Origin of the sequence: Microbacterium sp. 2MCAF23 (assembly GCF_052115565.1) — a bacterium.
Taxonomy (GTDB): Bacteria; Actinomycetota; Actinomycetes; order Actinomycetales; family Microbacteriaceae; genus Microbacterium.
In genome coordinates, this window is sequence record NZ_JBFRGY010000010.1 from 95978 (window position 1) to 122613 (window position 26636).

At 71.4% G+C, this 26636-nt stretch carries 22 protein-coding genes; 10 read left to right on the forward strand and 12 right to left on the reverse strand.

The features are described 5' to 3' along the window. Positions 1-56: 56 nt before the first annotated feature. The 6 genes from AB4078_RS11655 to AB4078_RS11680 form a co-directional block, all read right to left on the reverse strand. Complete coding sequence (locus tag AB4078_RS11655; protein WP_441977270.1) at positions 57-890, reverse strand: ATP-binding cassette domain-containing protein; 834 nt, start codon at positions 888-890, stop codon at positions 57-59. Next, a complete protein-coding gene (locus AB4078_RS11660; protein ID WP_441977271.1) occupies positions 887-2749 on the reverse strand; it encodes a dipeptide/oligopeptide/nickel ABC transporter permease/ATP-binding protein in 1863 nt (620 codons plus the stop codon). The genes AB4078_RS11655 and AB4078_RS11660 overlap by 4 nt, the downstream gene beginning before the upstream one ends. After that, positions 2746-3687, reverse strand: a complete 942-nt coding sequence (locus tag AB4078_RS11665; RefSeq protein ID WP_441977272.1) for an ABC transporter permease — start codon at positions 3685-3687, stop codon at positions 2746-2748. Before AB4078_RS11665 ends, AB4078_RS11660 begins: the two co-directional genes overlap by 4 nt. A gap of 66 nt (positions 3688-3753) precedes the next feature. After that, positions 3754-5292: an ABC transporter substrate-binding protein gene (locus tag AB4078_RS11670; RefSeq protein WP_441977273.1), complete on the reverse strand. Its 1539-nt coding sequence runs from the start codon at positions 5290-5292 to the stop codon at positions 3754-3756. A 237-nt stretch (positions 5293-5529) separates the two neighbouring features. Then, positions 5530-7857 carry an arylsulfatase gene (locus AB4078_RS11675; protein WP_441977274.1) on the reverse strand — a complete coding sequence of 776 codons (2328 nt, stop codon included), beginning with the start codon at positions 7855-7857 and terminating at the stop codon, positions 5530-5532. 65 nt (positions 7858-7922) lie between these two features. Continuing rightward, positions 7923-8879 carry an aldo/keto reductase gene (locus AB4078_RS11680; protein WP_441977275.1) on the reverse strand — a complete coding sequence of 319 codons (957 nt, stop codon included), beginning with the start codon at positions 8877-8879 and terminating at the stop codon, positions 7923-7925. A 134-nt stretch (positions 8880-9013) separates the two neighbouring features. Here AB4078_RS11680 and AB4078_RS11685 point away from each other — a divergent pair, with 134 nt between their 5' ends. The 6 genes from AB4078_RS11685 to AB4078_RS11710 are packed head-to-tail and all read left to right on the forward strand — an operon-like array spanning position 9014 to position 15095. Further along, on the forward strand, positions 9014-9733 hold the full coding sequence (locus AB4078_RS11685) for an SDR family NAD(P)-dependent oxidoreductase (protein WP_441977276.1): 720 nt from the start codon (positions 9014-9016) through the stop codon (positions 9731-9733). A gap of 48 nt (positions 9734-9781) precedes the next feature. Continuing rightward, entirely contained in the window at positions 9782-10882 is a 1101-nt protein-coding gene (locus tag AB4078_RS11690) for a zinc-binding dehydrogenase (RefSeq protein ID WP_441977277.1), read from the forward strand. An 8-nt stretch (positions 10883-10890) separates the two neighbouring features. Further along, entirely contained in the window at positions 10891-11850 is a 960-nt protein-coding gene (locus AB4078_RS11695; protein WP_441977278.1) for an aldo/keto reductase, read from the forward strand. Positions 11851-11881: 31 nt separating this feature from the next. Continuing rightward, a complete protein-coding gene (locus tag AB4078_RS11700) occupies positions 11882-12874 on the forward strand; it encodes an alpha/beta hydrolase (RefSeq protein WP_441977279.1) in 993 nt (330 codons plus the stop codon). Continuing rightward, positions 12871-13887, forward strand: a complete 1017-nt coding sequence (locus tag AB4078_RS11705) for an alpha/beta hydrolase (RefSeq protein WP_441977280.1) — start codon at positions 12871-12873, stop codon at positions 13885-13887. Before AB4078_RS11700 ends, AB4078_RS11705 begins: the two co-directional genes overlap by 4 nt. Beyond that, positions 13884-15095: a multidrug effflux MFS transporter gene (locus AB4078_RS11710; protein ID WP_441977281.1), complete on the forward strand. Its 1212-nt coding sequence runs from the start codon at positions 13884-13886 to the stop codon at positions 15093-15095. The genes AB4078_RS11705 and AB4078_RS11710 overlap by 4 nt, the downstream gene beginning before the upstream one ends. 129 nt (positions 15096-15224) lie before the next feature. On the opposite strand, the gene murQ is transcribed toward AB4078_RS11710, so the two are convergent. The 3 genes from murQ to AB4078_RS11725 form a co-directional block, all read right to left on the reverse strand. After that, positions 15225-16205, reverse strand: a complete 981-nt coding sequence (gene murQ / locus AB4078_RS11715; RefSeq protein ID WP_441977282.1) for an N-acetylmuramic acid 6-phosphate etherase — start codon at positions 16203-16205, stop codon at positions 15225-15227. Then, a complete protein-coding gene (locus AB4078_RS11720) occupies positions 16195-17088 on the reverse strand; it encodes an N-acetylglucosamine kinase (protein ID WP_441977283.1) in 894 nt (297 codons plus the stop codon). Before AB4078_RS11720 ends, murQ begins: the two co-directional genes overlap by 11 nt. 64 nt (positions 17089-17152) lie before the next feature. Continuing rightward, the gene (locus AB4078_RS11725) at positions 17153-17839 is read right to left on the reverse strand and encodes a hypothetical protein (protein WP_441977284.1); all 687 of its coding nucleotides are present in this window, start codon (positions 17837-17839) and stop codon (positions 17153-17155) included. 153 nt (positions 17840-17992) lie between these two features. Here AB4078_RS11725 and AB4078_RS11730 point away from each other — a divergent pair, with 153 nt between their 5' ends. Both AB4078_RS11730 and AB4078_RS11735 read left to right on the forward strand, forming a co-directional pair. Further along, positions 17993-18577 carry a TetR/AcrR family transcriptional regulator gene (locus AB4078_RS11730; RefSeq protein ID WP_441977285.1) on the forward strand — a complete coding sequence of 195 codons (585 nt, stop codon included), beginning with the start codon at positions 17993-17995 and terminating at the stop codon, positions 18575-18577. A 226-nt stretch (positions 18578-18803) separates the two neighbouring features. Beyond that, positions 18804-20804, forward strand: a complete 2001-nt coding sequence (locus AB4078_RS11735) for a primary-amine oxidase (protein ID WP_441977286.1) — start codon at positions 18804-18806, stop codon at positions 20802-20804. A gap of 9 nt (positions 20805-20813) precedes the next feature. On the opposite strand, the gene AB4078_RS11740 is transcribed toward AB4078_RS11735, so the two are convergent. Together AB4078_RS11740 and AB4078_RS11745 are read right to left on the reverse strand one after the other, a co-directional pair. Further along, positions 20814-21422 (reverse strand): FMN-binding negative transcriptional regulator, encoded by a 609-nt coding sequence (locus AB4078_RS11740; protein ID WP_441977287.1) that lies wholly within the window; start codon positions 21420-21422, stop codon positions 20814-20816. Continuing rightward, positions 21422-22342, reverse strand: a complete 921-nt coding sequence (locus AB4078_RS11745) for a DMT family transporter (RefSeq protein WP_441977288.1) — start codon at positions 22340-22342, stop codon at positions 21422-21424. The genes AB4078_RS11740 and AB4078_RS11745 overlap by 1 nt, the downstream gene beginning before the upstream one ends. Here AB4078_RS11745 and AB4078_RS11750 point away from each other — a divergent pair. Beyond that, entirely contained in the window at positions 22341-23747 is a 1407-nt protein-coding gene (locus tag AB4078_RS11750; RefSeq protein ID WP_441977289.1) for an aminotransferase-like domain-containing protein, read from the forward strand. The genes AB4078_RS11745 and AB4078_RS11750 overlap by 2 nt on opposite strands. Before the next feature lie 37 nt (positions 23748-23784). Here AB4078_RS11750 and AB4078_RS11755 read toward each other — a convergent pair whose 3' ends face one another. Beyond that, on the reverse strand, positions 23785-24714 hold the full coding sequence (locus tag AB4078_RS11755) for a LysR family transcriptional regulator (protein WP_441977290.1): 930 nt from the start codon (positions 24712-24714) through the stop codon (positions 23785-23787). A gap of 77 nt (positions 24715-24791) precedes the next feature. Here AB4078_RS11755 and AB4078_RS11760 point away from each other — a divergent pair, with 77 nt between their 5' ends. Then, positions 24792-26558, forward strand: a complete 1767-nt coding sequence (locus tag AB4078_RS11760) for an FAD-binding protein (protein ID WP_441977291.1) — start codon at positions 24792-24794, stop codon at positions 26556-26558. The last annotated feature ends 78 nt before the right edge of the window (positions 26559-26636 follow it).

The following is a 26636-nucleotide window of genomic DNA, read 5'->3' on the forward strand; positions in this document are numbered from 1 at the left end:
ACATGGCGTCCGCCGGCGACGCGCACCGGGGCGCGGACGTGCGGAATCGCTGCCTGCTACCGTACCGGGGCATCCGTGGCCTCGCGCAGCGCCAGCCATTCGGCACGGCGCGTCCTCTGCTTGACGGGGTCGGCGACCGGCGACGCCAGGCGCAGTCGCTCGGCATAGGGATGCCGCGGCGAGCGCGTGACCTGCTCCCCCGCTCCGGTCTCGACGATCTCGCCGTGGTACATCACCGCGACACGGTGGCACACCCGCCGGACCACGCCCAGGTCGTGCGAGACGAACAGGTAGGAGACACCGGTGTCGCGCTGCAGCTCGATGAACAGGTCGAGGATGGTCGCCTGCGTGGTGAGGTCGAGCGCGCTGACCGGCTCGTCGCACACGATCAGTCGCGGCCGGCGCACGAGAGCCCGGGCGATGGCGATGCGCTGACGCTGACCGCCGGAGAACTCGCTCGGATAGCGGTCCATCGCGGTCTCGGGCAGGCGCACCCGGTCGAGCATCTCCCGTACGCGCGCCCGCGCCTCGGATCCGCCCAGTCCGCTGGTCAGCAGCGGCTCGGACAGGATGTCGCCGATGGTCATCGCCGGGTTCAGGGATCCGTACGGATCCTGGAACACGACCTGCACGTCGGCGGCGAGCGCGCGTCGCTCCGCGCGGCCGAGGGACGTGATGTCCCTGCCGTCGAAGCGGATGCTCCCGCCGGTCACGGGTGCGAGGCCGAGGATCGCCTTGCCGAGCGTGGACTTGCCGGATCCGGATTCGCCGACGAGACCCATGCACTCCCCGGGCGCGACGTCGATCGAGACGCCGTGCAGCGCGCGGAACGCCGACCGGCCACGGCCGTACTCGACGACCAGATCCTGCACCTCGAGCAGCGCGGTCATGCGCGCACCTCCGTCGTGTCCGTCGTGGCGCCGGCCGCGGGGTCCGACGCGTCGAGCGCGCTGCGCCGGCCGGCGTCGGGCTCGGCCCGCCCGGCCGCGTCGAGCTCCGCTCGTCCCAGGGCGTCGTCGAGCGATGCCGCGATGAGCTCCCGCGTGTAGGGCTGCTGCGGGTGCGCGAACAGCGGATCCACATCGCCCTGCTCGACGATCTCGCCGCCGCGCATCACGATCACGCGGTCGCAGATGTCGGCGACGACGCCGAAGTTGTGCGTGACGATCAGCAGCGCCATGCCGTACTCCTGCTGAAGCTCGCGCAGCAGTTCGAGCACCTCGGCCTGCACGGTGACATCGAGCGCGGTGGTGGGCTCGTCGGCGATGAGGATCGACGGCCGGCCCGAGATCGCGCCGGCGATGAGCACGCGCTGCGCCATGCCGCCCGAGACCTGGTGCGGATAGCTGCGCAGGACCCGGTCCGGATCCGCCAGCCCCACCCGCAGCAGCACCTCGCGCGCCCTGGCCTTCGCATCAGCGGCGCTCATGCCGTGCACGCGGCGCAGCGGCTCCACGAGCTGGTGGCCGATCGTGTACGACGGGTCGAGGTTGCTCATCGGCTCCTGCGGCACATAGCCGAGCTCGCGGCCGAGCAGGGCCTGGCGCTGCTTCGGCGTCGCCGTCGTGACGTCCTCACCGGCGATGCGGATCGCGTCGGCCGTGCTCGCGCCGCTCGCGGGCAGCAGGTCGAGCACCGAGAACACCGTCTGCGACTTGCCGGATCCGGACTCGCCGACGATGCCGACGACCTCCCCGGGGGCTACGTCGAGCGTGACACCGTGCACCACCTCGACGACGCCGTTCGGGGTGGCATGGCTCACCCGCAGGTTCTCCACGCGCAGTGCGGATCCCTCCACCGCGTGCCGCACGGTACCCGTCGCGGGAGTGGCGGCGGCCGCGGCGTCCATCGCCGTAGCGCGGCGGCGGCGCAGCCGCGGGGTGCGCACCTGGGCCAGTTCGGCGAGGGTGGAACCCATGATCGCGAGCACCGCGATCGTCAGGCCGAGCGCGACCGAGGGCCACAGCAGCATGAGCGGATAGGTGAGCATGAGGCGGAAGCCCTCGAGCATCATCGCGCCCCAGCTGGGCACGTTCGAGTCTCCGATGCCGAGGAACTGCAACCCGGCCTGCATGCCCATCGCCATGCCGGCGGTGAGCGCCGTCTGGATGATGACGGGCGGGTAGACGGCGGTGACGACGTGCCGGGAGATGATGCGGGCATCGGACAGACCGGACACGCGCGCCGCGTCGATGTACGGCTCCTCGCGCACGCTGAGGGTCTGCGATCGCGCGATGCGGAAGTATCCCGGCACCATGAACACGCCGACCGTGACCATGAGCAGCTCGAAGTTGTTGCGGCTGCCCGCGGCGACGACGAGCAGGATGATCATGCCGGGGATGGACTGCAGCGCGTCACTCACCCACATCGCGACCCGGTCGAACGGACCGCGGAAGTAGCCGGCGGCGACGCCGGTCGGCACTCCGATCACGACGGCGGTGACGATCGTGATGAGCGCACCCCAGATCGTGATCCGGGTGCCGTAGATGAGCCGGCTGAGGATGTCACGGCCGGTCGAGTCGGCGCCCAGCGAGTGCGTGGCAGACGGCGGGGCCTTGGCGGCGGCGAGGTCGACGAAGTTCGGATCCATCGGCGCGAGCAGCGGGGCGAAGACGCCCACGAGCACGATGAGGACGAAGATCGCGAGCGGGATGTACCCGCCGGGGTGACGGAGGAACCGGCGGAACAGGCTCGAGCGACGCCGCTGCCTGGCGCGATCGAACGCGACGCGGATGTCGGTGGTGGTCATGCGACGCGCACCTTCGGGTTGATCCAGCCGAGCACGAGGTCGAGCAGGAGGTTGATGATCACGACGAAGACGATCGACACCACGGTGATGCCGAGGAGCATCGGGATGTCGCCGTTCTGCGAGGACTGATTGGTCAGCTGCCCGATGCCGGGGAGGCTGAAGATCTGCTCCACCACGATGGCGCCGCTGAGCAGGCCGACGAACATGAGGGCGATGACGGTGAGCGCAGCCGGTGAGGCGTTGCGGAGGATGTGCAGGTTCACCCTGGCCGGCGACAGACCGCGACTGCGCAGGGTGCGCACCCAGTCCTGACGGCTCTGCGCGATCACGGCGTTGCGCAGCTGCTCCGAGACGGCGACCACGCCGCCGAGCGCGAGCGAGATCGCGGGGAGCGTGAGCGAGCGGATCCATCCGTCGACGGACTGCGACGGCTGCACGTAGCCGACCGCAGGGAACCACTTCAGCTGCACCGCGAACCACAGGACGAGGACCAGGCTGACCCAGAAGCCGGGCAGCGCGAACAGCACGACCGAGATGCCCTTGAGGATCCGGTCGAACCAGGTCCCGGGGCGCAGACCCGTGATCATCCCGAAGGCGATGCCGAGCACCGCCGTGATGAGCGTCGCGAAGGTGACGACGGAGAGGGTCACCGGGACCTTGATGGCGAGTTGGGCGCCCACGGGCTGGAAGTTGCGCCAGGAGGATCCGAAGTCGCCGGTGACGAGGTGCGAGAACCAGTCCCAGAACTGCACCAGCAGCGGACGGTCGATGCCGATCTTCGTCGCCAGCGCGGCCTGCTGCGCGGGGCTCGCGGTGGTGCCCAAAAGCGCAGCGGTCGGATCCTTGATCGCCAGGTGCGCGAGGAAGAACGTCGCGACGGAGACGACCACGAGCAGCACGATGCCGGACAGCAGCCGCTTCGCGGTGAACAGGAGCATGAGGACCTCTCGGGGGGGTGAGGAGGAACGGGGGCCCGACCTACGACGGGTCGGGCCCCCGGGGCGTCAGCCCTTGGTGATGTAGCGCAGCGTCGGGAACATCATGCCGATGACGGGCTGGACCTTGATGCCGGACACCGAGTAGTAGGTGTTGTCCGCCTGGTACCAGACCGACCACCAGGCCTGGTCGACCAGGGCCTTGTTCAGGTCCTTGATCGCCGCCGTCTGGTCGGCGCCCTTCGTCTCCTGGACCTTCTTCACGAGCGGCGCGAGGACCGCGTTGCTCGCGTAGTCGGGTGCCGGGTTGAACCACTGCTTGGAGGTGACCTGCCGGGCCACCGTCGCCACCTCGTTGCCGTCCATCGCGAGGAAGGAGATGAACATCGGGTAGTTCGGCGCGTTCAGCTGGTAGTCGGGCATCTGCATGTTGTCCCAGGTGACCTTGACGCCGATCGCGGTCAGCGCCTGGTCCGCGGCGGGCTTCCACTGCTCGAACACCGGCGACATCGGCATCGAGATGTCGAACCCGTTCGGGTAGCCGGCCTCGGTGAGGAGCTGCTTCGCCTTGTCCACGTTGTACGCGTACTGCTTGTTGAGCGAAGGGTCGTTGATCGAGCCGCCCTCCGGGAACACCTGGTTCGTCGCGGCGCCGGCGCCGCTGCCGACGGCCTTGAGGATCGCGGCGCCGTCGAAGGCGTAGTTCAGCGCCTGACGGACCTTGAGGTCGCCGAGCGCCTTGTTCTTCGCGCCGGTGTGATCGGTGATGACGAGACCGGCCCAGCCGGAGACCCGCGAGACCGTGTTCCAGCCCTGCTGCTGGGCCGCGTCCTTGTTCGTGATGTCGCCGTACTGCACGTTGATCTGGCCGCTGAGCATGGCGTTCTGGCGCGCCGTGGCGTCCATGATCGGGAAGATCGCGAGGTTCTTGAAGGAGTACGCCTTCGCGTCCCAGTAGCCGGGGACCTTCGTGAAGTGGTACTCGGATCCGGCGACGCTCTTCGCGCCGTCCAGCGTGTAGGGGCCGGAGCCGACCGGCTGCTTGCCGAGCGTGCCCGCGGCGATGGCCTTGGGCGACATCACGTAGCTGCGGCCGAGCCCCATGAAGTACAGGATCGTGTCGTCGCGCTGCGTGAGGTTGATCTTGACCGTGTGGTCGTCCACCGCCTCGAAGGACGACACGTTCGTGTAGGCCTCGCCGGAACGGGCGCCCGCCTTGAGGTAGTCGAGGCTCTTCACGACCGCGTCGGCGTCGACCGGGGTGCCGTCGCTGAAGGTCCCGCCCTTGTGCAGGGTCAGGGTGATGCTGAGGTCGTCGGAGGCCACCTCCCACTTCTCCGCGAGGGCGGGAACCGGCTTGCCGTCCTTGTCGAGGGCGACCAGGGCGTCGTAGACCGCGGACAGGTACGGCCCGTCGAAGCCGATGTCGGCCAGGGCCGGATCCCAGGACGTGACGTCCAGGAAGTTGCCGATGTTGAGGTCGTCGGGGGCGTTCGCGGCAGCGGCGGCGTCGCTCGTCTGCGTCGTGGTGCCTCCGCCGCCGGAGCAGCTGGTGAGGGCGAGGGCCGCGGCCACGGCCGCGGCGATCGCGAGGGGCACTCGTTTCATGGTTCCTTCTCTCGGTGCGGGTTGAGGTGAAGAAGGGTTCGAAGGGCCTTCGGCCGCGCTCCGGGGAGCCATACCGACGTCACTCCGATGTGTCGTTGCGTTTAGTCTACATGTGTGGAAAAAGAACGCAAGCGGTTCTTCTCACAGGACGGACCGGATCCATGACCCTGCGCGAATCACCCTTGTCCGAGCGCGCAGAGCTGTCGCCCGTGCGGCTCGGACGAAGGCGATTCGCGCTCAGTCCGCGACCCGCGCGACCTCGCGGTCGATCTCGCGCAGCTCCGTGACGTCGTGGGCCGAACGCGCGCCGGGCAGGTAGTGGACGGCGAGCTCGGGCCCGTCGAACCGGTAGCTGCGATGCCTCTCGTACAGCTCCCAATCGACGGGACCGCCGTAGTCGTATCCCACGCTGATCCCCGTGAAGGGTGCCATTCCGAGCAGCATCGGCACCGACGGGATCCGCAGGCCGGCCGCGCCGTCGACCTCGAGCTCGACGCTCCAGCGCAGATCGTCCTGCTCCGCCATCCTCAGCACCAGGCGGTGCGCGCCCGGCGCGAGCGCCGCGCCGCGGGCGCGATGCATGCGCCCGTAGGCGTTGTAGGACACGAGCGGCGCGCCGTCGTCGATCGCGACGAGGTATCCGCCGCCCTGGTCGCCGTGCGCGAGGAGCACGCCGGCGGAGTCGCCCGTGGTGCGCACGTCGATGCGCACGTCGAACGACCTCAGCACCGTCAGCGCGGCCGACCGGTAGCGCTCGAGCGGAGGCCGGTAGGGCGAGAGCGTGACGGGATCACCCAGCGGGCGCTCGGTCGCGGGTCGGATCCGGTGCAGGGATCCGTCGTCGTCGAGCGGGAAGACCGCGTTCGCCCATGCCTCCTCGCGCCAGCGCTCGGCGAGCAGTGCAGCGCGCTCCCCGTGCTCCGCCGTGAGGTCGCGCGTCTCGGTCGGGTCCTCCGCGAGGCGGTAGAGCTCCCAGGCCCCGCCGGCCGCGCCCTGCTCCCGAGTCGGCGGCGTCGTGGAGATCGCCTTCCAGCCGTCGTCGATCAGCGCGCGACTGCCGAAGCACTCGAAGTACTGGGCCGGTCTCCCCGGCGCCCTCGGGTCGCTCAGTAGGTCGACGACGCTGCGGCCGTCGCTCGGCACGGACTCCTTCCCGTGCCGGCGGTCCAGCCGCGGAGTCCCGGTCAGGTCGAGGATCGTCGGGGCGAGGTCCGACACGAAGACGAACTGGTCGCGCAGCCCCGCCGCCATCCGCGCCGGCGCGGCGGGCCAGGACAGGATGAGCGGGGCGTGCACCCCGCCCTCGTAGAGCGATCCCTTGAACGAGCGGAACGGCGTGTTCGAGACACGCGCCCAGCCGGCGGGATAGTGCGCGAACAGCCGCGGACCGCCGATCAGGTCGACCTCGCGCGGCTCGTCGGGCACCCAACCCTCCGGATCCGGCCCCATCCTCCCGAACTGGGCGAAGTAGCTGCGGGTCCCGCGCGGACCGCCCTCCGCGGTGCCGCCGTTGTCGCTCGCGACCACGACGATGGTGTTCTCGCGCTCACCGCGCTCCTCGAGGTGCGCGAGCAGCCGGCCCAGGCTCTGGTCGACCTCGTCCACGGCCGCGGCGTAGACCTCCATGTACCGCGCGAACAGCTCCCGCTCCGCGTCGTCGAGATCGTCCCAGCGCGGGATGCGCGCCTCGTCCGCGAGTGCACCCTGCGGCAGCGCCGCGTCGCCCGCGACGATGCCGCGTTCGCGCTGCCGGGCAAACCGCTCGTCGCGCAGCGCGTTCCACCCGGCCTCGTAGCGGCCGCGGTACTTCGCGATGTCGGCCTCCTTGGCCTGGATCGGCCCGTGCACGGCCGTATGCGCGAAGTAGAGGAAGAACGGTTTGGCCGCGTCGTTCGCGCGCAGGTCGTCGATCATCCCGATGGCGCGGTCGGTGAGGTCGTCGGTGAGGAAGTACCCGTCGGGGAACTCCGGCACGTCCAGGACGGAGTTGTCCTGCACGAGTCGATGCGGGTGGTGCAGCGAGGTGAACCCGTCCATCGATCCGAAGTAGCGGTCGAAGCCGCGCTGCAGCGGCCACGACGACCGGTCCGCCCCGTCGTGCAGCCGGGAGTCGACGGTGAGATGCCACTTGCCGACCATGAACGTCGCGTACCCGCCGGCCCGCAGCGACTCGGCGAGGGTGGGGGCGTCCCCGGGCAGCGTGCACGAGAACCCCGGATAGCCCGGGTCCGTGTGGGCGACGAGGCCGAAGCCCGCCCGGTGCGGGTTCAGCCCGGTCAGCAGGGCGGCGCGTGCGGGTGAGCACAGCGGCGCGGTGCGGTAGTTCGTGAAGGTCCATCCTTCCTCGGCCAGCCGATCGATGTGCGGGGTGTCGATCTCGCCGCCGAACGGTCCCAGGTCGCTGAAGCCGAGATCGTCGATGAGGACCACGATCACATTCGGCGCCCCCGGTGCCGCGCTCGGCTGCGGCGGCCACCACGGCTCCGACTCCGACGTGAACTCCCCCACGCGTCCCCCGAACCCGCGGTAGGCGGAGGACGACGCCGTCTCATCCTGAACATCCATGCTGCGTGCTCCTCGCCCCTCGGTCCCGTTCTCGTCCCGGTGGTGGGCGGAGCCCGCCACCGGGTTCACCATGCTCCGTCGTCGCGCACGTCGACGTCGGCCTGCAGCCCGGCAAGCGCCTCGCGCACCTCGGCCCCGCGCTCGGCGACCAGGGCGAGGGCGGCGTGGTTCTGCTCGAGCTGCCCGATCCGTGAGGCGCCGAACAGCACGTTCGCCGCCGCCGGATGGGTGAGGCAGAACGCGATGCCGAGTGCCGCGGGCGTCACCCCGAAGTCGTCGGCGATGCGGGCGACCTCCGGGTACAGGGCGAGGATACGCTCGCGGATGCCGCCGACGTCGGCGCCGATCTTGCGCTGGGGCGCGCGGCCGGTCGCGAGGATCCCGCCCTCGAACACGTCCGAGGCCTGCAACGCGAGCGTCCCGTCCGCGAAGAGGGGGCCGTACGCGGCGCCCTCCGCCATGGCGCGCCGGGCGATTCCGTACTTGAGCTGGGCGAACGAGGGCCCGACGAGACCCGTGTCGGCCGCCGCGGCCAGCGCGGTCCGCGTGTGCCCGATCCGCCAGTTGTTGATCCCCCAGCCGCCCACGAGCCTCTCGGCGATGAGCTCGTTCACGTCGGTCACAATCCGCGCTACATCGGGCTCGTCGAGGTAGTCGCCGACGACGAGCGTGTCGAAGCGGTCGAGTCCCGCGCGCTCCAGACTCTCGACGAGCTGGGCGCGGAAGGACTGGTTCGGCCAGTCCCAGAGCCACAGCTTGCCGCACAGCACGATCTCGTCCCGCGCGACGCCGCTCGCCCGCAGGGCCTCCCCGAAGAGGATGTCGGTGCGCGAGTTCTCGGCGTGCGGCCCCATGTTGTAGTACGCGACGTCGAAGAAGCCGGCATCGAGCTCGACGGCACGGCGAATCATCGTGACGGCAGCGTCGGGATCCATCCGATCCCAGGTGTTCCAGGATCCCAGCGCGAGCGGTGGGACGGTGAGCCCGCCGAGGGCGCGGTGCGGAAGTGTCGACGCTGACATGAGTACTCCTTGCTCTGAGGGCGTTTCGTCTCGGGCGGCTTCGCCGTCCTCGCTCAACGACCAGGGGGATCCCGGGTTGCGTTTTTCTATGCTTGTAGAATATAACGGAGATGCCCCGTCAGAGAGGACGTGAGATGACCATCTCCCCCCGCCGCATTCTCGTCACCGGAGGAGCCTCCGGGCTCGGCCGCGGCATCGCCGCCGCCTTCCGCGAGGCCGGAGACGAGGTGATCATCGGCGATGTGAACGCCGACGCCGCGGCCGCGGTGGCTGCGGAGCTCGACGCCACCGCACTCGCGCTCGACATCTCCGATCCCGCCTCGGTCGCCGCGGCGGGAGAGTCACTCGGCACCATCGACGTGCTCGTCAACAACGCCGGCGTCGTGCTCGGCGGCGGCACCCAGCAGCAGGTCCCGCTCGAGGTCTTCGACGCCGCCGTGGCCGTGAACATCCGCGGCACGTTCCTCATGCTCCGCGAGTTCGCCCCGCGCCTGCCCGACGGCGGCGCGATCGTGAACACCTCGTCGATCGGCGGGCGCCAGCCCACGCCCGGCATGGGGCACTACGAGATGACCAAGGCCGCCGTCGACGCTATGACCCGCACCGCCGCGATCGAGCTCGCCGGGCGCCGGATCCGCGTGAACGCGGTCGCGCCCGGCCCGATCCTCACCCCGCTCACCGCCGGCTTCGCCACCGACCCCGAGGCGCGCGCCGCCTGGGAGGCGCGGATCCCGCTCGGCACGATCGCCGAGGTCGAGCAGGTCGCGCCGCTCGTCGTCTTCCTCGCGGGCGACGCCGCGAGTCACATCACCGGCGTCTCCGTCCCCGTCGACGGCGGCCAGCTGCTCGTCTGAAACATGGTCGCTGAGCCTGTCGAAGCGCCTGATCCCGGAAGGATCCGCATGACCATCCCCACCACCACCCGCGCGGCCGTGCTCACGGAGCACGGTCAGCCCCTCACCCTGCAGGATCTGCCGCTCCCGGCCGAGGTCGCGCCCGGCGCCGCGCTGGTGCGGATCGCGGTGTCGACCCTGTGCGGCACCGACATCGAGATCTGGGAGGGCAGGATGACCTTCCCCGGCATGCTGCCGATGGTACTCGGCCACGAGATGGTCGGCGAGATCGTCGCCCTCGGCAACGGCACCGTCGACGCGCTCGGCCGGTCGCTGCACATCGGCGACCGGATCGGGTGGTCCGAGTCGACCTGCGGCGAGTGCTACGGCTGCGTCGTGCTGCGCGAGCCCGTGCACTGCTCCCGGCGCGGCTACGGTTTCCTGCAGCGCTCCGACGTGCCGCCGTTCGCCACCGCCGGCCTGTCCGAGTACGCCTACGTCACGCCGGGGGCGGCGAAGCTGCTGCTGCCGGACGCGGTCAAGGACACCTGGGCCTCGATGGCCGGCTGCGCGGCGAAGACCGTGCTGCGCGCGTTCGAACGCGGTGGGAGGATCCGGCCCGGCTCCACGGTCGTCGTGCAGGGCGCCGGCGCACTCGGCATCTTCGCGACCGCCGTGGCGAAGATCTCGGGCGCCGGGCGTGTCATCACCGTCGGCGCACCGGCTGCGCGGCTCGAACTCGCGGCGCGGTTCGGCGCGGATGGGGTCGTGGACTTCCGCGACGGCCCCGTCGTCGCCCAGGTCATGGAGCTCACCGACGGACGCGGCGCAGACCACGTGTTCGACTTCGCCGGCGCCCCGAGTGTGGGGCCGGACGCCGTCGGCATGGCCGCGCAGCGCGGCACCGTCGTGATCGTCGGATCCACCGGCCCCGTCGGGGACGCCTTCCCGGTCAGCACGCTCATGGGCAAGGAACTGACCATGGTCGGCTCGCTCAACGGCGACATCGCCGACTACGCCCGCTCGATCGACTTCTTCCAGGCCTTCGCCGACCGCTACCCGTGGGACGAGCTGTTCAGTGCCCCCGTCGGACTCGCCCAGGCCTCCGAGAAGATCGCGAACATGCACCACCTCGATGAGGTCAAGGCCGTCATCGACCCCCGGCTGTGAGGACCACAATGACCACGACACTTCCCCGCCGCGAGATCGGCACCAGCGGCATCCACGCCTCGCTGTTCTCGCTGGGGTCCTGGCACACCTATGACCGCATGGACTTCGGCGACGCCACAGCCATGCTCCGCGAGGCCGTCGACCGCGGCGTGAACCTCTTCGACGTCGGCGTCTACACCGGGCCCGGTATGCCGCCCGCCTTCACCGACGTCATCTTCAGCGCGATGGTCCGCGCGGCGGGCCTCCGCCGCGACGAGTGGCTGCTGTCGTCGAAGCTGTGGCTCGAGGCGTTCGGCGCGGACGGCTTCCGCCCGCAGCTCGAGAACGCCCTGTTCCGCGTCGGCGCGGAGCACGCGGATCTGGTGATCCTCGGCGACCTGCGCCGGGAGGACCTGGAACTGCGCGACCTCGTGCTCGATCTCGCCGGCCTCGCGGATCGCGGGCTGATCCGCGCCTGGGGCGTGAACAACTGGTCGGCCGGATCCATCCACGCGCTGATCGACATCGCCGCCGCGGAGGGAGTCGCAGGTCCGCAGATCGCTCAGCTGAAGTACAGCGTCTCGCGCCGGTCCATTCCCGATGGCGAGCCGTTCGCGCGGCTCTGGGAGCAGGGGCTGACCCTGCAGGCCTCGGATTGCCTGGAGGGCGGAGTGCTCGCCGGCAAGGTGAACGGCGAGCGGCAGATCGGCCGGGATCCGGGCGGCATCCGGCAGCGCATCGTCGACGACGTCCCGGCGTTCACGACGCTCGCGGAGTCGCTCGAGGTGACGCCGGCGCAGCTCGGCATCGCCTTCACGCTCACGCACCCTGCGCTCACCACGACCTTGTTCGGGGCCTCGAGCATCGCGCAGCTGCGCGCGAACCTCGATGCGGCGGCGCTCGTCGACCGAGTCGGATCGGCCGAGCTGCGCCGCCTCGTCGAACCCTTCTGGGCCGACCGCGACGTCGTCGATCCCGAAGGTCCCTGAACTTCCCGTATCCACCGAAAGGCAGCACCGCATGACCGTCACCGCCGCCGGCTATCCGACCGTGCCCCCGGTCCCGTTCGACCCTGAGGTGCAGATCGTGCTCGACGCGATCGCGCTGAACCCGCCGCCCGCCCTCACCCGCGAGACCCTGCCCCGCGAGGGCACAGACGCGATGTTCCCCGACAACGACACGGTGATCGCCGGGCGTCCGATCGACTGGGAGGACCGCGTGATCCCGGGTCCGGCCGGGGCGCCCGACATCGAGATCACGATCTTCCGGCCTCGTGGCGCGGCCGGATCGCTCCGCCCCGGGTTCGTCAACATCCACGGCGGCGGCCAGATCGTCGGACACCGCAGCTGGGAGAGCGGCCGCGTGGTCGACATCGTGGCGGAGCACGGCGCGGTCGCGGTCAACGTCGAGTACAGGCTCGCACCGGAGCACCCCTCCCCGGCCGGGCTCGAGGACTGCTACGCCGCGCTGCTCTGGCTGCACGCCCACGCCGCGGAGCTCGGCGTCGACGCCGACCGGATCATCGTCGGCGGCGGCAGCGCGGGCGGCTGCCTCGCCGCCGGCGTCGCCCTGCTCGCCCGCGACCGGCAGGGACCCGCACTGGCCGGGCAGCTCCTGTTGTGCCCGATGCTCGACAACACGAACACGACCGTGTCGAGCCTGCAGTACGACGGCATCGGCACCTGGCAGCGCGAGGCGAACTTGCTCGCCTGGTCGTGCCTGCTCGGCGAGGACCTGGCGTTCAGTCCCGAGGCCTCCGGCTACGCGGCGCCGACCCACGCCGCCGACGTCTCGCACCTCGCCCCGGCGTTCATCGAGGTCGGCGAAGCGGAGATGTTCCGCGACGAGGACACCCAGTACGCACTGCGGATCTGGGCCACGGGCGGACAGGCCGAGCTGCACGTCTGGGGCGGCGGCGCGCACGGCTTCGACATGTACATGCCCGATGCCGAGATCTCCCGGGCGGCGCTGGCCGCGCGGGCCAGCTGGCTGCGCCGGATCTGGGGCGCATGATGGCCGCGAGCGAGACCGCGATCGGATCCGTCGCCCCCGTGCCCTACGACCCCGAGCTCGTCGACGGGCTCGCGGCGTTCCTCGACCTCGTCGAGATCATCCCGCTGCGCGCCGACACGATCCTCGCCAACCGCGCGCACTTCGCGACGATCATCCCGCCGATCGCGGTGCAGGCCGAGGGCAGGGCCGTGACCTTCGAGGACCGGTCGATCCCCGGGCCTGCGGGCGCCCCCGACGTCGAGATCACGATCGTGCGCCCCGCGGCCCCCGCGGCCCCCGCGGCGGACCCGGCCCCCGCCGTGCTGTCCATCCACGGCGGCGGCATGGTGCTCGGCACTCGGTTCTTCGGCACGCCCGAGCTCATCGACCTCGCCGAGCGGCACGGCGTCGTGGGCGTTGCGGTCGAGTACCGCCTCGCCCCGGAGCATCCCGGTCCGGCACAGGCGGAGGACTGCTACGCGGCGCTGGAGTGGATGGCCGCGCACGCCGGCGAGCTCGGGATCGACTCGGCGCGCATCATCGCGTCCGGGCAGAGCGCCGGCGGGGGCCTCTCCGCCGCGGTGGCCCTTCTCGCCCGCGACCACAACGGCCCGCGGCTCGCCGGCCAGCTGCTGGGCTGCCCCATGCTCGACGACCGCAACGAGACCGTGTCCGCTCGGCAGTACGACGGCATCGGCGCCTGGGACCGCAACAACAACGACACCGCCTGGACCGCGATCGCCGGCGAGGACCGGTTCACCGACCTGGTGTCGCCGTACACGGCGCCGGCCCGCGCGACCGATCTCGCAAGCCTCCCCCCGGCGTACATCGAGGTCGGGGCGGCCGAGACGTTCCGCGATGAGGCCGTCGACTACGCCTCCCGGATCTGGGCCACCGGCGGGCAGGCCGAACTGCACGTCTGGGCCGGCGGCTATCACGGGTTCCACGGCTTCTCCCCCGACGCCGTGGTGTCGGTCGCCGCGAACGCGGCACGCGAGAGCTGGCTGCGCCGCGTGCTGCGGCTCGACGGATGAGCGGGGTGCTCGCCCGCCCCCGCATGAGCACGCTGCGCGCGATGCTCGTGCTCGGCCTGCTGGAGGCGTTCGGCCCGCTGTCGATGGACCTGTACCTGCCGCAGCTGCCGCAGCTCGCCACAGCACTCGGCACGAGCGACGCGCTGGCGCAGGCCACGATGTCGGCGTGCATGGTGGGTCTCGGACTCGGCCAGCTCGCTGCAGGGCCGCTCAGCGACCGCTTCGGCCGGCGCCGTCCGCTCCTGGTGGGCGTCTCGGCCTTCGCGGTGCTGTCGCTCGTGTGCGCGGTCGCTCCGGGGATCGAAGTGCTCCTGATCGCTCGCTTCCTGCAGGGACTCGCCGGATCCGCCGGCATCGTGATCTGCCTCGCCATCGCCCGCGACCAATTCGCGGGCGCAGAGCTCAGCCGCATGCTGTCGCTGCTGTTCCTCGTCTCCGGGGCCGCCCCGGTGGTCGCGCCCGTCGTCGGCGGCCAGCTGGCACGGATCATGGACTGGCGCGGGATCTTCGGCGTGCTCGCAGGGATCGGCGTCGCCCTCCTGCTGGTCGTGCTCCTCGCGCTGCCCGAGACGCTCGAACCCTCCGATCGTCACGCGGGCGGTGTTCGAGAGCTCGGCGCGCACACCGGCGCCGTCCTGCGGGATCGCCTGTTCCTCGCGGTGCTGTGCGCGGGGGCCGGCGGCGGTGTGGCGTTCTTCACCTACCTGTCGATGACCTCGTTCGTGCTGCAGGATGAGTTCGGGCTGGATCCGCAAGGGTTCAGCCTCGCCTTCGCACTCGGCGCACTCGCGAACATCGCGGGCAGCCAGGCGAGCCGGCTGATCGTGCGCCGCACCGGCCCGCTGCGCGTCTACCTGCTGGGCGTCACCGCGACGGCGATCGCCACCGTCGTCCTCGCGACGCTCGCCCTGCTCGGTGCAGGTGTCTGGGGATTCGCCGCGGCGCTCGTCGGATTCATGCTCTGTGCGGGTCTGGGAGGTCCGAACTCGTCGGCCCTCGCGCTCGCGCATCACGGAGCCCGCGCCGGCACGGCCTCCGCCCTGCTCGGCATGTCGACGTTCCTGGTCGGGCCGCTGCTGTCACCGCTCGCCGTCGGCATCGGCGGTGCGAACGCGATGACGATGGGCGTCACGATGGCTGCCGCTGCATTCGTGGCGGCGTTGATCGCGTGGTTCGCCGTGCGCCCGGCGGCACGACGGTCGAGCTGAGATCGCTTGCTCTCGCGACCGTTGCGCGTCCCCAGCGTCCCGTCGAGGGTGTTCAGGTCGCACTTTTGGTCCTTTGGACGCCCGTTTTGGCGCAGAAACTGCGACCTGAATGCCGAAGCTCAGCTCAGCTCAGCTCAGCGCGGCGATCGCATCGCGCAGCACGCCGCCCGACGCGGCGAGCGCAGGGGCGGCGACCTCTGCGGACGTGCCGGTGAAGAGCATCAGCAGGGCGAGCTTGACGGATCCGCCCGCCTCCGAAAGTGCGCGCACTGCATCGTCCTGCGCCGCGCCGCTGAGCTGGATGAGGGTTCGCACCGACCGGGCCCGCAGCTTCTCGTTCGTGGCCTGCAGATCGACCATGACGCCGCGATAGGTCTTGCCGAGGCGGATCATCGACAGCGTAGTGAGCATGTTCACCACGAGCTTCTGCGACGTACCGGCCTTGAGACGGGTCGACCCCGTCACGAACTCGGGGCCGACGACGACTTCGATCGGCACGTCGGCGGCAGCGCCGATGGCGGATCCGGCGTTCGCAGCGATCGCGACGGTGAAGGCGCCCACCTCGCGCGCATAGCTGAGTCCGCCGAGCACGTAGGGCGTGCGCCCCGAGGCCGAGATCCCGACGACGGTGTCGTTCTCGCCCAGTCCGAGGGCGCGCAACGACTCCGCGGCAGCGGCGTCATCGTCCTCCGCGTTCTCCACGGCGTTGCGGATCGCCGTCTCGCCGCCGGCGATGATGCCGACGACCATGTTCGGATCCGTGCCGAACGTGGGCGGGCATTCGGAGGCGTCGAGCACCCCGACGCGCCCCGCAGTCCCCGCCCCGATGTAGATCAGCCGTCCGCCGCGCCGGAAGCGCTCCGTGATGCCGTCGACGGCCTCGACGATCCGATCGGCCTGGGCGGCGATCGCCTCCGGCACCCGCCGGTCCTCGGCGTTCATCGCCCGCACGAGGTCGAGCGTCGACAGCAGATCGAGATCGCCGCGAGAGGTGTCGGCCTGCTCGGTGGACAGGTGCGACAGCTCCCCGATCAGCGCCGCGAGTCGGGCATCGTCGGTCGCCGCGGCATCGGTCGGCAGGGCTTCGTCGGGCAGGCTCTCATTCGGCACGGTGCACGAACCTTTCGTGGAGAGGGGCGCGCCCCTCGGCGATCATGGCGGCGCCGTCGAGGGCATCGCCGCGGGCGGGGGCGGCTTCGAGCCCGCGGGTCTCGAGTGCGGATGAGACTGCAGCGCGGAATCCGTCGTGCGAGGTCAGGCCACCGTGCAGGGCCACCAGGGAGGATCCACCGGACGCGGCGAGCGCGGTCTCGGCGAGCAACCGGGCGGCCTCGTCGCGGATCGTGCGCGCGGCTGCGTCGCCCTGGTCGGCGGCGTCGAGCACGGCGGGTGCGAAGGTCGCCAGCAACCGGGCCGGCGCCGCGGCGCCTCCCAGCCACGCGACGGGCGACGTCTCCTCGCCCATGAGCAGGGTCAGCACGTCTGTCAGCACCGTCTCCGGCCCCAGCCCGTCCCTGGCGCGGAGCACCGCTCGCACGCCCTCGCGTCCGAGCCAGGACCCGCTGCCGAAGTCGCCCAGGTCCGGCCCCCAGCCATCCACGCTGCGATACGCGTCGGCGGTGACGCCCAGCGCGACCGCGCCGGTGCCGGCGATGAGCAGCACGCCCGCTTCGCCGCCGAGAGCGCCGACGTGCGCCGTGACCACGTCAGAGGTGACGGCGACGGGCACACCACGGTCGTCGGCGATCGCGCGGGCGAGCGCGCCGGCCTCCGTCGGTGCGTATAGCGCTCCCGCCGCACCCACGCCGATCCGCTGCGGGCAGAGGTCGGCCAGCAGCGGCAGGATCGAGGCCAGAGCCAGCGCCACACCGTCGCGGGCCGCCAGTCCCGGCGCGCCCCCGCCCTCGCGGCGCATCCCGTCCCCGTCGTTCGTCAGCCGAGCGCGGCACAGCGATTTACCCAGGTCGATCGCAGCCGTGCCGGAGAAGGTCATGCATCAGAATGTACGGGATCCGAACGATATGCGGGAAGCCGGGCTGCGAGGCGCCGCATGCACCTCAGATCACGAGCACCATCGCGCCCATCACGACCATGGACACCGCCATCGCCGCGCCCTCCGCCTCGAGCAGGATCCGCCCGTTGAGCACCCCGCTCCCCCGCGTCACCCCGCGACCGGAAGACGCGCCACCGGCGGCGACAGCCACGACGCTCGCTGTCGCGCGAGCACCGACCGCTGCGGCACGGCCCAGAACCGTACGGTGCCGCACCCGCGCGAAGAGCATGAGCCCGAGCAGCACGGTGACTCCGGTCGCCGCCACCACGGACAGCGGCACGATCCCGCCGTGACCGGCATGCCCAGGACCCGCGGCCGCCGCCGCGGCGACGCCGCCGGTCGAGCCCGGATTCGCGCCCGTGACGACCTCGGTACGCAGCATCGCCAGAGCGCACACCGCCATCACCACGCCGCCGAGCGCGCGGTGGAAGCAGGCGTCGGCGTGCGTCCGCCCGCGCGTTCCCGCCACGCCCAGCATCGCGGAGACGATCCCCGAGACCGCGACCAGCAGCAGGATGCGGGCGTCGTGGCCGCCCGCACACAAGGCGACCATGCCGAGGGCCATCACCACGGCGCTCTGCCGCGCCTGCCATGGCACCGCGCTGGGCACGACGCGTCCGGCACCGAGGCAGCACGCCGCCGCGGCGATCGCGGATCCGATCATCAGCACCGTCGCTGCCATGTGGAGCATCCGAACAGTGTTATTGATCGAACGCTCAAAAACAATACCCCCGGGAGGCATCCGGATCTCGACGACCGATCGGTGACTGGCCAGACCGGATCCATCCGCGGCGCCACCCGGATGCGCGGACGACCATCGCGGAATCTGCGCCAGGATGGATGCATGCCCAGAGTCGTCGATCACGACGCGCGCCGGCGCGACATCGCCGCGGCGCTGCTGGCCGTCGCCGCCCGCGACGGCCACGACGGGGTGAACTCGCGGGCCGTGGCGCGCGAGCTGGGCGTCGCCGTCGGGTCCCTGTGGCACTACTTCGACGGCTTCGACGACGTGATCCGCGCCGCAGCGGCCGAAGTCACCCGCCGTACCGAGGAGCGGATCCGCACGGCGACCGAAGGCCTGCGCGGGCTCGCACGCCTGGAGGCGATCATGCGCGAGGTTCTGCCGGTCGACGCCACCACGCGCACCGAAGCGCATGTCGTCGTGGGGTTCTGGGGGCGCCTCGCCTCGATCGCGCCCACCGCCGAGGCGTCCGCTCCGACGATCCCGCTCTGGCGCACGGAGACCTCCGAAGCACTCGAACAGGCCGTCGCCGACGGCGAACTGCGGGCGGACACTCCACTCGACGACATACTGGCACTCCTGCGCGCGATCACGTACGGGCAGCAGATCGTCGAGGTCGCCGAGCCGGCGGACGCTGCCACGCACCTGCGCGTGCTCGCGGCGATCCTGCACCCCTGGCGCGCCTGAGGGACCACAGCCGGCCCACGCCGTGTCACGATCGGCACACTCCGTGACGATCAGCACAGGAATGGCGCCGATCCGTGTGCCGATCGCCACACGCTGTGCCGATCGTCACACGCTGCACCCCGTGACGGCGCGCGGATCCGCCCGTTGCGCCCGCGCCCCTGCGCGGCCTATCATCGAGCCAACCCGTTTCTTGAGCAAGCGCTCAACTAAACCGCAGAGGTCGACGATGCCCCACCACGCCCCGCAGCCGATCACGCTCGACGCCATCCCGACGCCCCATCCGCTGGATCCCCTCGCCGGCCCCGAGATCGCAGCCGCCCGCGCGATCCTCGCATCAGCGGGCCTGCTCGGCGACACCGTGCGGGTGCCGATGCTGCTGCCCGACGAGCCCACCCGGCAGGAGCTCGCGGCCTGGCGGCCCGGCGCTCCGATCGACCGCAGAGTCGACGCCACTCTGCTCGACACGGCGACGGGCGTCGCCACCGATGTCGTCGTCTCGATCACCCGCGGCGAGGTCATCCGTGCCGAACGGGTGCCGAACGACGCACCGCCGTACGGCCAGCCGCAGTACCTCTTCGAGGAGTACGAGCGCGCCGAGGCGATCGCGAAGGCCTCCCCCGAGTGGCGCGCCGCGATGCAGCGCCGCGGGCTCGCCGACCACATCGACCTGGCGTTCTGCGCCCCCCTCGCCCCGGGCTTCACCGGACGTGCCGACGAGGTCGGGCGCCGAGTGATCCGCTCGCTGACGTTCCTCCGATACGACGAGCTCGACTCGCCGTGGGCGCACCCGGTCGAGGGCCTCGTGGTGCACATCGACCTCACGTCGAACGCGGTGATCCGGGTCGAGGACCACGGAGACGTGCCGGTGCCTGCAGGTCACGGCAACTACTACCCCGAGGTGCAGGGCGAGGCGCGCACGAGCCTCAAGCCGATCGAGATCGTGCAGCCCGAGGGCCCGAGCTTCTCGGTCGCCGGATCCCTCGTGGAGTGGGAGAACTGGTCGATGCGGGTGAGCTTCAACGCCCGCGAGGGCCTCGTGCTGCACGACGTGCGCTTCGACGGGCGCCCGGTGCTGAGCCGCGCGAGCGTGCCCGAGATGGTCGTCCCGTACGGCGACACCGCGGCCGGACGGTTCTGGATCAGCTACTTCGACGCGGGCGAGTACCTGCTCGGCAAGAACGCCAACCACCTCGAGCTGGGCTGCGACTGCCTCGGCGTGATCCGCTACCTGGACGGCTACGTCGCCGACGACCAGGGCCACCCGGTGCGGATCCCGAACGTGATCTGCATGCACGAGGAGGACGCAGGGATCCTCTGGAAGCACACCGATCTGCAGGGCCGGTCCGAGGTGCGCCGCTCCCGCCGCTTCGTCGTGTCGTACTTCTCCACGATCGGCAACTACGACTACGGCTTCTACTGGAACTTCGGCCTGGACGGCACGATCGAAGTGGTCGCGAAGGCCACGGGCATCGTGTTCGTGGGCGCGGGCGAGCCGGGGATCCCGCAGCGGCACGCGACCGAGCTCGCGCCCGGCGTGTTCGCGCCCGTGCACCAGCACCTGTTCTGCGCGCGGCTCGACGTCGCGGTCGACGGCACGGACAACCGCCTCCTCGAGGTCGACGCCCAGCGCGTGCCGATGGGTCCGGAGAACCCGTTCGGCAACGCGTTCAGCTGGACAGAGACCGTGCTCGGCTCGGAATCCGCCGCGCAGCGCGAGGCGGACACCTCGGTCGCCCGGGTATGGGAGGTGCAGAGCGCCTCGCACACGAACGCCGTCGGACGGGCGACCGCCTACCAGCTCGTGCCGCAGCCGACCGCGCTTCTGATGGCCGATCCCGCGTCGTCCGTCGCCGCGCGCGCGACCTTTGCGACCAAGCACCTGTGGGCGACCGCGCACCGCGAGGGCGAGCTGTGGCCGGCCGGACGATTCCCCAACGCGCACCAGGGCGGATCCGGTCTGCCCGCCTACTCCGCAGGGGACGCACCGCTCGACGGGCCCGACGGCGCGGATCTGGTGCTCTGGCACACGTTCGGGCTCACGCACTTCCCGCGCCCGGAGGACTGGCCGATCATGCCGGTCGACACCGCCGGCTTCGCGTTCCGGCCGTACGGATTCCTCGATCAGAACCCGGGGATGGATGTGCCCGAGTCGTCGCAGGCGCACGCTGTCGCGGGCAACGGATCCGCATGCTGCGGCGGCGGGGACGGCTGCACCTGCGGACACTGACCGGACGGATCAACCCCGCCGGCGCCGCATCTCGACGGCGAGGGCGGGGTTGCTCTCGTCCAGGCGGGCGGCGATCGTGTCGCGCACCTCGGGCGTCTTGTTCTGGCTGAGCTTGGCCCGGGCGTCGAAGCGATCCACGGACATCCGCAGACCGACTGTGCCCCGGGCGATCCGGCGGGTGCCCTCCTCGTCCTCGGACAGGCTGCGGCCATGAGGGCGGTGCTGCTCGAAATGATCGGTGAGCCGGCCGAGCATCGCGTAGTTCTCCTCATCGGAGAGGATCTCCGGCGTGCCGTAGAGGTGCGCCGTGACGTGGTTCCAGGTCGGCACGAGGTCGCCCGGCGCGTACCAGCTCGGCGAGACGTAGTCGTGCGGACCCTGCACGATCACGAGCACCTGGTGCGCACCGAGCTCGTGCAGCTGCTCGTCGGGGCGACCGAAATGGCTGACGATCACGATCTCATCGCCGGCGGAGGCGGCCTCGTCCAGGATCACGGGGTAGTGCGAGGCGACGAGCCCGGTCGCCGTGTGCGAGACGAACGTCGCCCACGGGTGCGCGCGGATCAGCCGCTTGACCTCGTTCGGTTCGGTCATCAGGTAGCGAGGGGTGTGACGCATCAGGAGTCCTTCCGAAGGCGGGTGCGCACCGCGAGCGCGGCGCACAGGATGACGGCGAGTCCGCCGAGGATGGTGGCCCAGCCGAGCTGCTCGCGGAGCAGGATCCCCGCCCAGAGGATGCTCAGCACGGGCTGCACGAGCTGGATCTGGCTGACCTGCGCCATCGGCCCGATCGCGAGTCCCCGGTACCACGCGAAGAAGGCGAGGAACATGCTCACCACCGCGAGGTACGCGAACGCGAGCCACTGCACGGGTGTCGCGTCGGGCGGTCGGTTCACGAGCGCGAACCTCGCCAGCACGAGCATGAGCGGCGCCGAGAGCACGAGCGCCCAGGACACGGTCTGCCAGGACCCCAGCTCCCGCGCGAGCAGCCCGCCCTCCGCGTAGCCGATCGCGGCGGCGAGCACCGCGCCGAACAGCAGCAGGTCGGACGGCCGCAGCTCACCGAGGCCTCCGTTCTGCAGCGCCGCGAACAGGATGGCCGTCAGGGCGCCCAGGGCGGCGAAGAGCCAGAACGACCGGGCGGGGCGCTCCCCCGTGCGCACCACCGCGGCGACGGCGGTCGCCGCAGGGAGCAACCCGATGACGACCGCACCGTGACTCGCCGGCACCGACGTGAGGGCGAAGGACGTGAGCAGGGGGAAGCCCGCGACGACGCCGCCGGCGACGACCGCCACGCGCAGCCACTGCCGCGCCGTCGGCCGCTTCTGCCGTGTGAGAGCGAGGGCGGACGCGGCGAGGACAGCGGCGACCACGGCACGGCCGGAGCCGATGAACAGCGGAGAGAGCCCGCCGACGGCGACCCGGGTGAACGGCACCGTGAACGAGAACGCCACGACCCCGAGAAGACCCCAGCCGAGCCCAGGAGGGAGGGAAAACGCTTGGCGTGGCGGTTGAGTAACGCTACTCTGTTCTTTCATGAGTCAGGATAGCACCGAGCGCATCGTGACAGCGCTGCGCGAGTGGATCGCACGTGCGGCGCCGGGCGCCCGTCTCCCCTCGAATCGGGAGCTGACGCTCCAGCACGGGGCCAGCCCGGTGACGGTGCAGAAGGCGATGCGCCGACTGTCCGCACTCGGCCTGATCGAGACCCGGCCCGGGGTCGGCACGTTCGCCCGCGCGATGCGCACGGCACGACCCGCCGACTACTCCTGGCAGACCGCGGCCCTCGGGGCGCTGCCGTCGCGGATGCCTCTGCTCTCCTCGACCCAGCGCTCCGCGGCCCCCGATGCGATCGCACTGCATTCCGGCTACCCGGCTCCCGAACTGCTGCCCGAACGCCTGGTCCGGCAGGCGCTCGCCCGCGCAGCCCGCCTGGAGGCGGCCGTGCTGCGCTCCCCCGCGGCGGGATCCCCCGAGCTGCAGGCATGGTTCGCCGGGGAGCTCGCCGCTGCCGCTCCGGTCGGTGTGACCCCGGCATCCGCCCGAGACGCGCTCATCATCTCCGGCAGCCAGAGCGGGCTCAGCTCGATCTTCCGCGCCGTGGTCGGCGTCGGCCAGCCTCTGCTCATCGAATCGCCCACCTATTGGGGCGCGATCCTCGCGGCAGCGCAGGCGGGCGTCGAGCTCGTGCCCGTCCCCGCCGGTCCGGATGGGCCGGATCCGGATGCCGTCGAACGCGCCTTCGCCGAGACCGGCGCCCGCGGGTTCTACGCCCAGCCGACGTTCGCGAACCCGACGGGCGCGATGTGGTCCGAGACGACGAGGACCGCCGTGCTCGAGATCGTGCGACAGCACGGCGCGTTCCTCATCGAGGACGACTGGGCGCACGACCTCGCGATCGACGCGGATCCCCGTCCGATCGCCCTCCAGGACGACGACGGCCATGTGATCTACCTCCGTTCGCTGACCAAGAGCGTGTCGCCCGCCCTGCGCGTCGCGGCGGTCATCGCCCGCGGGCCTGCGCGGGAGCGCATCCTGGCCGATCGCGCCGCGGAGTCTATGTACGTCAGCGGGCTGCTGCAGGCCGCGGCGCTCGACGTCGTCACACAGCCCGCCTGGCGCGCTCATCTGCGCGGCCTGCGGGAGCAGCTGCGGGCCCGCCGGGATCTGCTGCTCGACGCGCTCCACGAGCACGCCCCGACCGCGAGCGTCGAGACGGTGCCGCGCGGCGGGCTCAATCTGTGGGTGCGCCTGCCCGAGGGCGGAGACGCCGAGCAGGTCGTGCGCGAGTGCGCGGTGCGCGGCGTGATCCTCGCGCCGGGGTCGGAGTGGTTCCCCGCAGAGCCGTCTGGTGCGTTCGTCCGACTCAACTACTCCGGAGCGGCCCCGGAGCGCTTCCCTGAGGCCGCACGCGTCCTCGGCGACGTGCTCTCCGGATCCTGATCCGCGCGACGCTCGGAGAGGACGAGCCGGAGCGGACTCAGACCGCCTTCGCGACGAAGCCGCCGGATCCGACGAGCGCATCGGCGGTGGCGATGATGGTGTCGCGGAGGGCCGCGGCCGCTCGCGTCGGCGCCATGTCGGCGCGGTGCGCCAGGCTCACCGTGCGGGTCAGCTTCGGCGAGGCCAGCGGCACGGCGCCCAAGCCCGGGCGGTCGAGCGCCACCATGGCGGGGACGACAGCGACGCCCACTCCGCGCTCCACGAAGCGCAGCACGGTGTCCATCTCCGGCCCCTCCACGACCACCTCCGCGGTCAGCCCCGATCCGGCGAAGGCGGCATCGGTCGCGGCGCGCAGCTCATAGCTGCGCGGGAAGGCGATGAGCGGCAGATCCGCGACCGCGGCGAGCGCGATCGCCCGGCCGTGGCTCACCGGCGACTGCGCGGCGGACGAGATCACCACGAGATCCTCTTCCAGCAGCGCGGTACGGGTGAGGCTCACCGGAGAGGCCGCCGCCGCATCCGAGGAGGCGAGGAGCGCAAGGTCCAGCGCGCCCTCGGCCAGCGCGGACACGAGCCCCCGCGAGCCGCGCTCGGTGATCTCCAGTTCGATCCCGGGGTGTGCGGCACGGAACGCGCCCACGACCTCCGGCACGATGCTCGCGCACAGCGACGGTGGAGCGCCCAGGCGCACCCGTCCCCGGCGCAGTCCCGCGATCTCGGCCATCTCCCGGCGCACCGAGGCGGCATCGGCGAGCATGCGGCGGGCGTACGGCAGCAGCACCTCGCCCGCGGCTGTGAGCGAGATGTGCCCGCGCGCGCGATGGAACAACTCGGATCCGAGCTCTCGCTCCAGCGTCGAGATCTGCCGGCTCAGGGAAGGCTGCGCGAGATGCAGCTCCTCGGCAGCCCGGGTGAAGTTGCCGAGCCGGGCGATCTCGACGAATCCGCGGAGCTGCTCGAGGTTCATGGCCATAGCCTAGAGGCATTCAGTCCAGCGGCATTATGCATTGGAGTAATCGTCGGCGGATTCCTAGCGTGGAAGCCATGACTGAGAACACCACCCACGAGCGCCTCGTCTCCACGACTGTGCTCGTGATCGGCACCGGCGGATCCGGACTGCGCGCGGCCATCGAGGTCGCCGAGCAGGGCGTCGACGTGCTCGCCGTCGGCAAGCGCCCGCGCCACGACGCCCACACCTCCCTCGCGGCCGGCGGCATCAACGCCGCCCTCGGCACCATGGATCCGCAGGACAGCTGGCAGCAGCACGCCGCCGACACGATCAAGGAGAGCTATTTCCTCGCGGATCCCCGCACGGTCGAGATCGTCACACGAGGCGCGGAAGAGGGCATCCGCGACCTCGAGCGTTACGGCATGGGCTTCGCCCGCGAGGACGACGGCCGCATCTCGCAGCGCTTCTTCGGCGCGCACACCTTTCGCCGCACCGCGTTCGCGGGCGACTACACCGGGCTCGAGATCCAGCGCGCACTCGTCGACCGCGCCGAACAGCTCGAGATCCCGATCCTCGACACCGTCTACATCACGCGCCTGCTGGTCGACGACGTCGCCGCACCCGACGGCGGCACCGCGCCCCGCATCTTCGGCGCCTACGGCTTCGACCTGGTCTCCGGCGAGCGCTACCTCATCCACGCCGACGCCGTGATCCTCGCCGCCGGCGGCCACAACCGGATCTGGCGGCGCACGTCGTCGCGCCGCGACGAGAACACCGGCGACTCGTTCCGTCTGGCCGTGGAGGCCGGCGGGCGGATCCGCGACCCCGAGCTGGTGCAGTTCCACCCCTCCGGCATCATCGAACCGGAAAGCGAGGCGGGAACACTGGTCTCCGAGGCGGCGCGCGGCGAGGGCGGCATTCTGCGCAACGGCCTCGGTGAGCGCTTCATGAGCAAGTACGACCCGGAGCGGATGGAGCTTTCCACGCGCGATCGCGTGGCGCTGGCCGCGTACACGGAGATCGCGGAGGGCAGGGGCACCCGGAACGGGGGCGTCTGGCTGGATGTCTCGCACCTGCCCCGCGAGACGATCATGACCCGCCTGCCGCGCGTGTACCAGACGATGCTCGAGCTGCAGATGCTCGACATCACGAAGGACCCGATCGAGATCGCACCGACCGCGCACTACTCGATGGGCGGAGTCTGGGTGCGCCCCGAGGACCACCGCACCGACGTGGACGGGCTGTACGCGATCGGCGAAGCTTCTTCGGGTCTGCACGGCGCGAACCGGCTCGGCGGCAACTCGCTCATCGAGCTGCTCGTGTTCGGCCGTATCACCGGCCGCGCCGCCGTCGCGCACGCCTACGGACTCGACGCGCAGCGCCGCTCGACCGTCGCGGTGCGCCGTGCGCGGGCGGAGATCGACGACATGCTCGCCGCCGACGGCCCGGAGAACGTGCGAGCCCTGCAGCGGGCGATCCGCGACACCATGACGGCGCACGCCGGCGTCGTCCGCAACGAGGACGGACTGGTCGCGGGCCTCGCCGAACTCGACGCGATCGAGGAGCGGATGACGCGGATCGGGATCCACCCCGACATCGCCGGGTTCCAGGATCTCGCGCACGCGTTCGACCTGCGCTCCTCCGCCCTCGCCGCACGGGCGACGCTGGAGGCGGCGCTCGAGCGCCGCGAGACCCGCGGCTGCCACAACCGCAGCGACTACCCCGCGATGGATCCGGCCCTGCAGGTGAACCTGGTGTGGTCGCCGTCCACGGGCGTCGTACGCGAGGAGATCCCGTCGATCCCGGCGGAGATCGACGCGCTGATCCGCGAGGTGGACACCGCCGGGAAGCTCGTGGAGTAGCGCCGGATCCTCGATCGCCGCGGCCCGTCAGGAGGGAACTCACCCGCCGGACGGGCCGCGGTGGTAGAGTGCCTCAAC

Bases quoted from the DNA above. Each gene is read 5' to 3' on its own strand.
- AB4078_RS11735 (WP_441977286.1), top strand. From the start codon at position 18,804: ATGCCCCACCACGCCCCGCAGCCGATCACGCTCGACGCCATCCCGACG.
- AB4078_RS11680 (WP_441977275.1), bottom strand. From the start codon at position 8,879: ATGTCAGCGTCGACACTTCCGCACCGCGCCCTCGGCGGGCTCACCGTC.
- AB4078_RS11710 (WP_441977281.1), top strand. From the start codon at position 13,884: ATGAGCGGGGTGCTCGCCCGCCCCCGCATGAGCACGCTGCGCGCGATG.
- AB4078_RS11675 (WP_441977274.1), bottom strand. From the start codon at position 7,857: ATGGATGTTCAGGATGAGACGGCGTCGTCCTCCGCCTACCGCGGGTTC.
- AB4078_RS11745 (WP_441977288.1), bottom strand. From the start codon at position 22,342: ATGAAAGAACAGAGTAGCGTTACTCAACCGCCACGCCAAGCGTTTTCC.
- AB4078_RS11720 (WP_441977283.1), bottom strand. From the start codon at position 17,088: ATGACCTTCTCCGGCACGGCTGCGATCGACCTGGGTAAATCGCTGTGC.
- AB4078_RS11750 (WP_441977289.1), top strand. From the start codon at position 22,341: ATGAGTCAGGATAGCACCGAGCGCATCGTGACAGCGCTGCGCGAGTGG.
- AB4078_RS11655 (WP_441977270.1), bottom strand. From the start codon at position 890: ATGACCGCGCTGCTCGAGGTGCAGGATCTGGTCGTCGAGTACGGCCGT.
- AB4078_RS11690 (WP_441977277.1), top strand. From the start codon at position 9,782: ATGACCATCCCCACCACCACCCGCGCGGCCGTGCTCACGGAGCACGGT.
- AB4078_RS11685 (WP_441977276.1), top strand. From the start codon at position 9,014: ATGACCATCTCCCCCCGCCGCATTCTCGTCACCGGAGGAGCCTCCGGG.
- AB4078_RS11740 (WP_441977287.1), bottom strand. From the start codon at position 21,422: ATGCGTCACACCCCTCGCTACCTGATGACCGAACCGAACGAGGTCAAG.
- AB4078_RS11660 (WP_441977271.1), bottom strand. From the start codon at position 2,749: ATGACCACCACCGACATCCGCGTCGCGTTCGATCGCGCCAGGCAGCGG.
- AB4078_RS11700 (WP_441977279.1), top strand. From the start codon at position 11,882: ATGACCGTCACCGCCGCCGGCTATCCGACCGTGCCCCCGGTCCCGTTC.
- AB4078_RS11755 (WP_441977290.1), bottom strand. From the start codon at position 24,714: ATGAACCTCGAGCAGCTCCGCGGATTCGTCGAGATCGCCCGGCTCGGC.
- AB4078_RS11665 (WP_441977272.1), bottom strand. From the start codon at position 3,687: ATGCTCCTGTTCACCGCGAAGCGGCTGCTGTCCGGCATCGTGCTGCTC.
- AB4078_RS11670 (WP_441977273.1), bottom strand. From the start codon at position 5,292: ATGAAACGAGTGCCCCTCGCGATCGCCGCGGCCGTGGCCGCGGCCCTC.
- AB4078_RS11695 (WP_441977278.1), top strand. From the start codon at position 10,891: ATGACCACGACACTTCCCCGCCGCGAGATCGGCACCAGCGGCATCCAC.
- AB4078_RS11725 (WP_441977284.1), bottom strand. From the start codon at position 17,839: ATGCTCCACATGGCAGCGACGGTGCTGATGATCGGATCCGCGATCGCC.
- AB4078_RS11705 (WP_441977280.1), top strand. From the start codon at position 12,871: ATGATGGCCGCGAGCGAGACCGCGATCGGATCCGTCGCCCCCGTGCCC.
- AB4078_RS11730 (WP_441977285.1), top strand. From the start codon at position 17,993: ATGCCCAGAGTCGTCGATCACGACGCGCGCCGGCGCGACATCGCCGCG.
- AB4078_RS11760 (WP_441977291.1), top strand. From the start codon at position 24,792: ATGACTGAGAACACCACCCACGAGCGCCTCGTCTCCACGACTGTGCTC.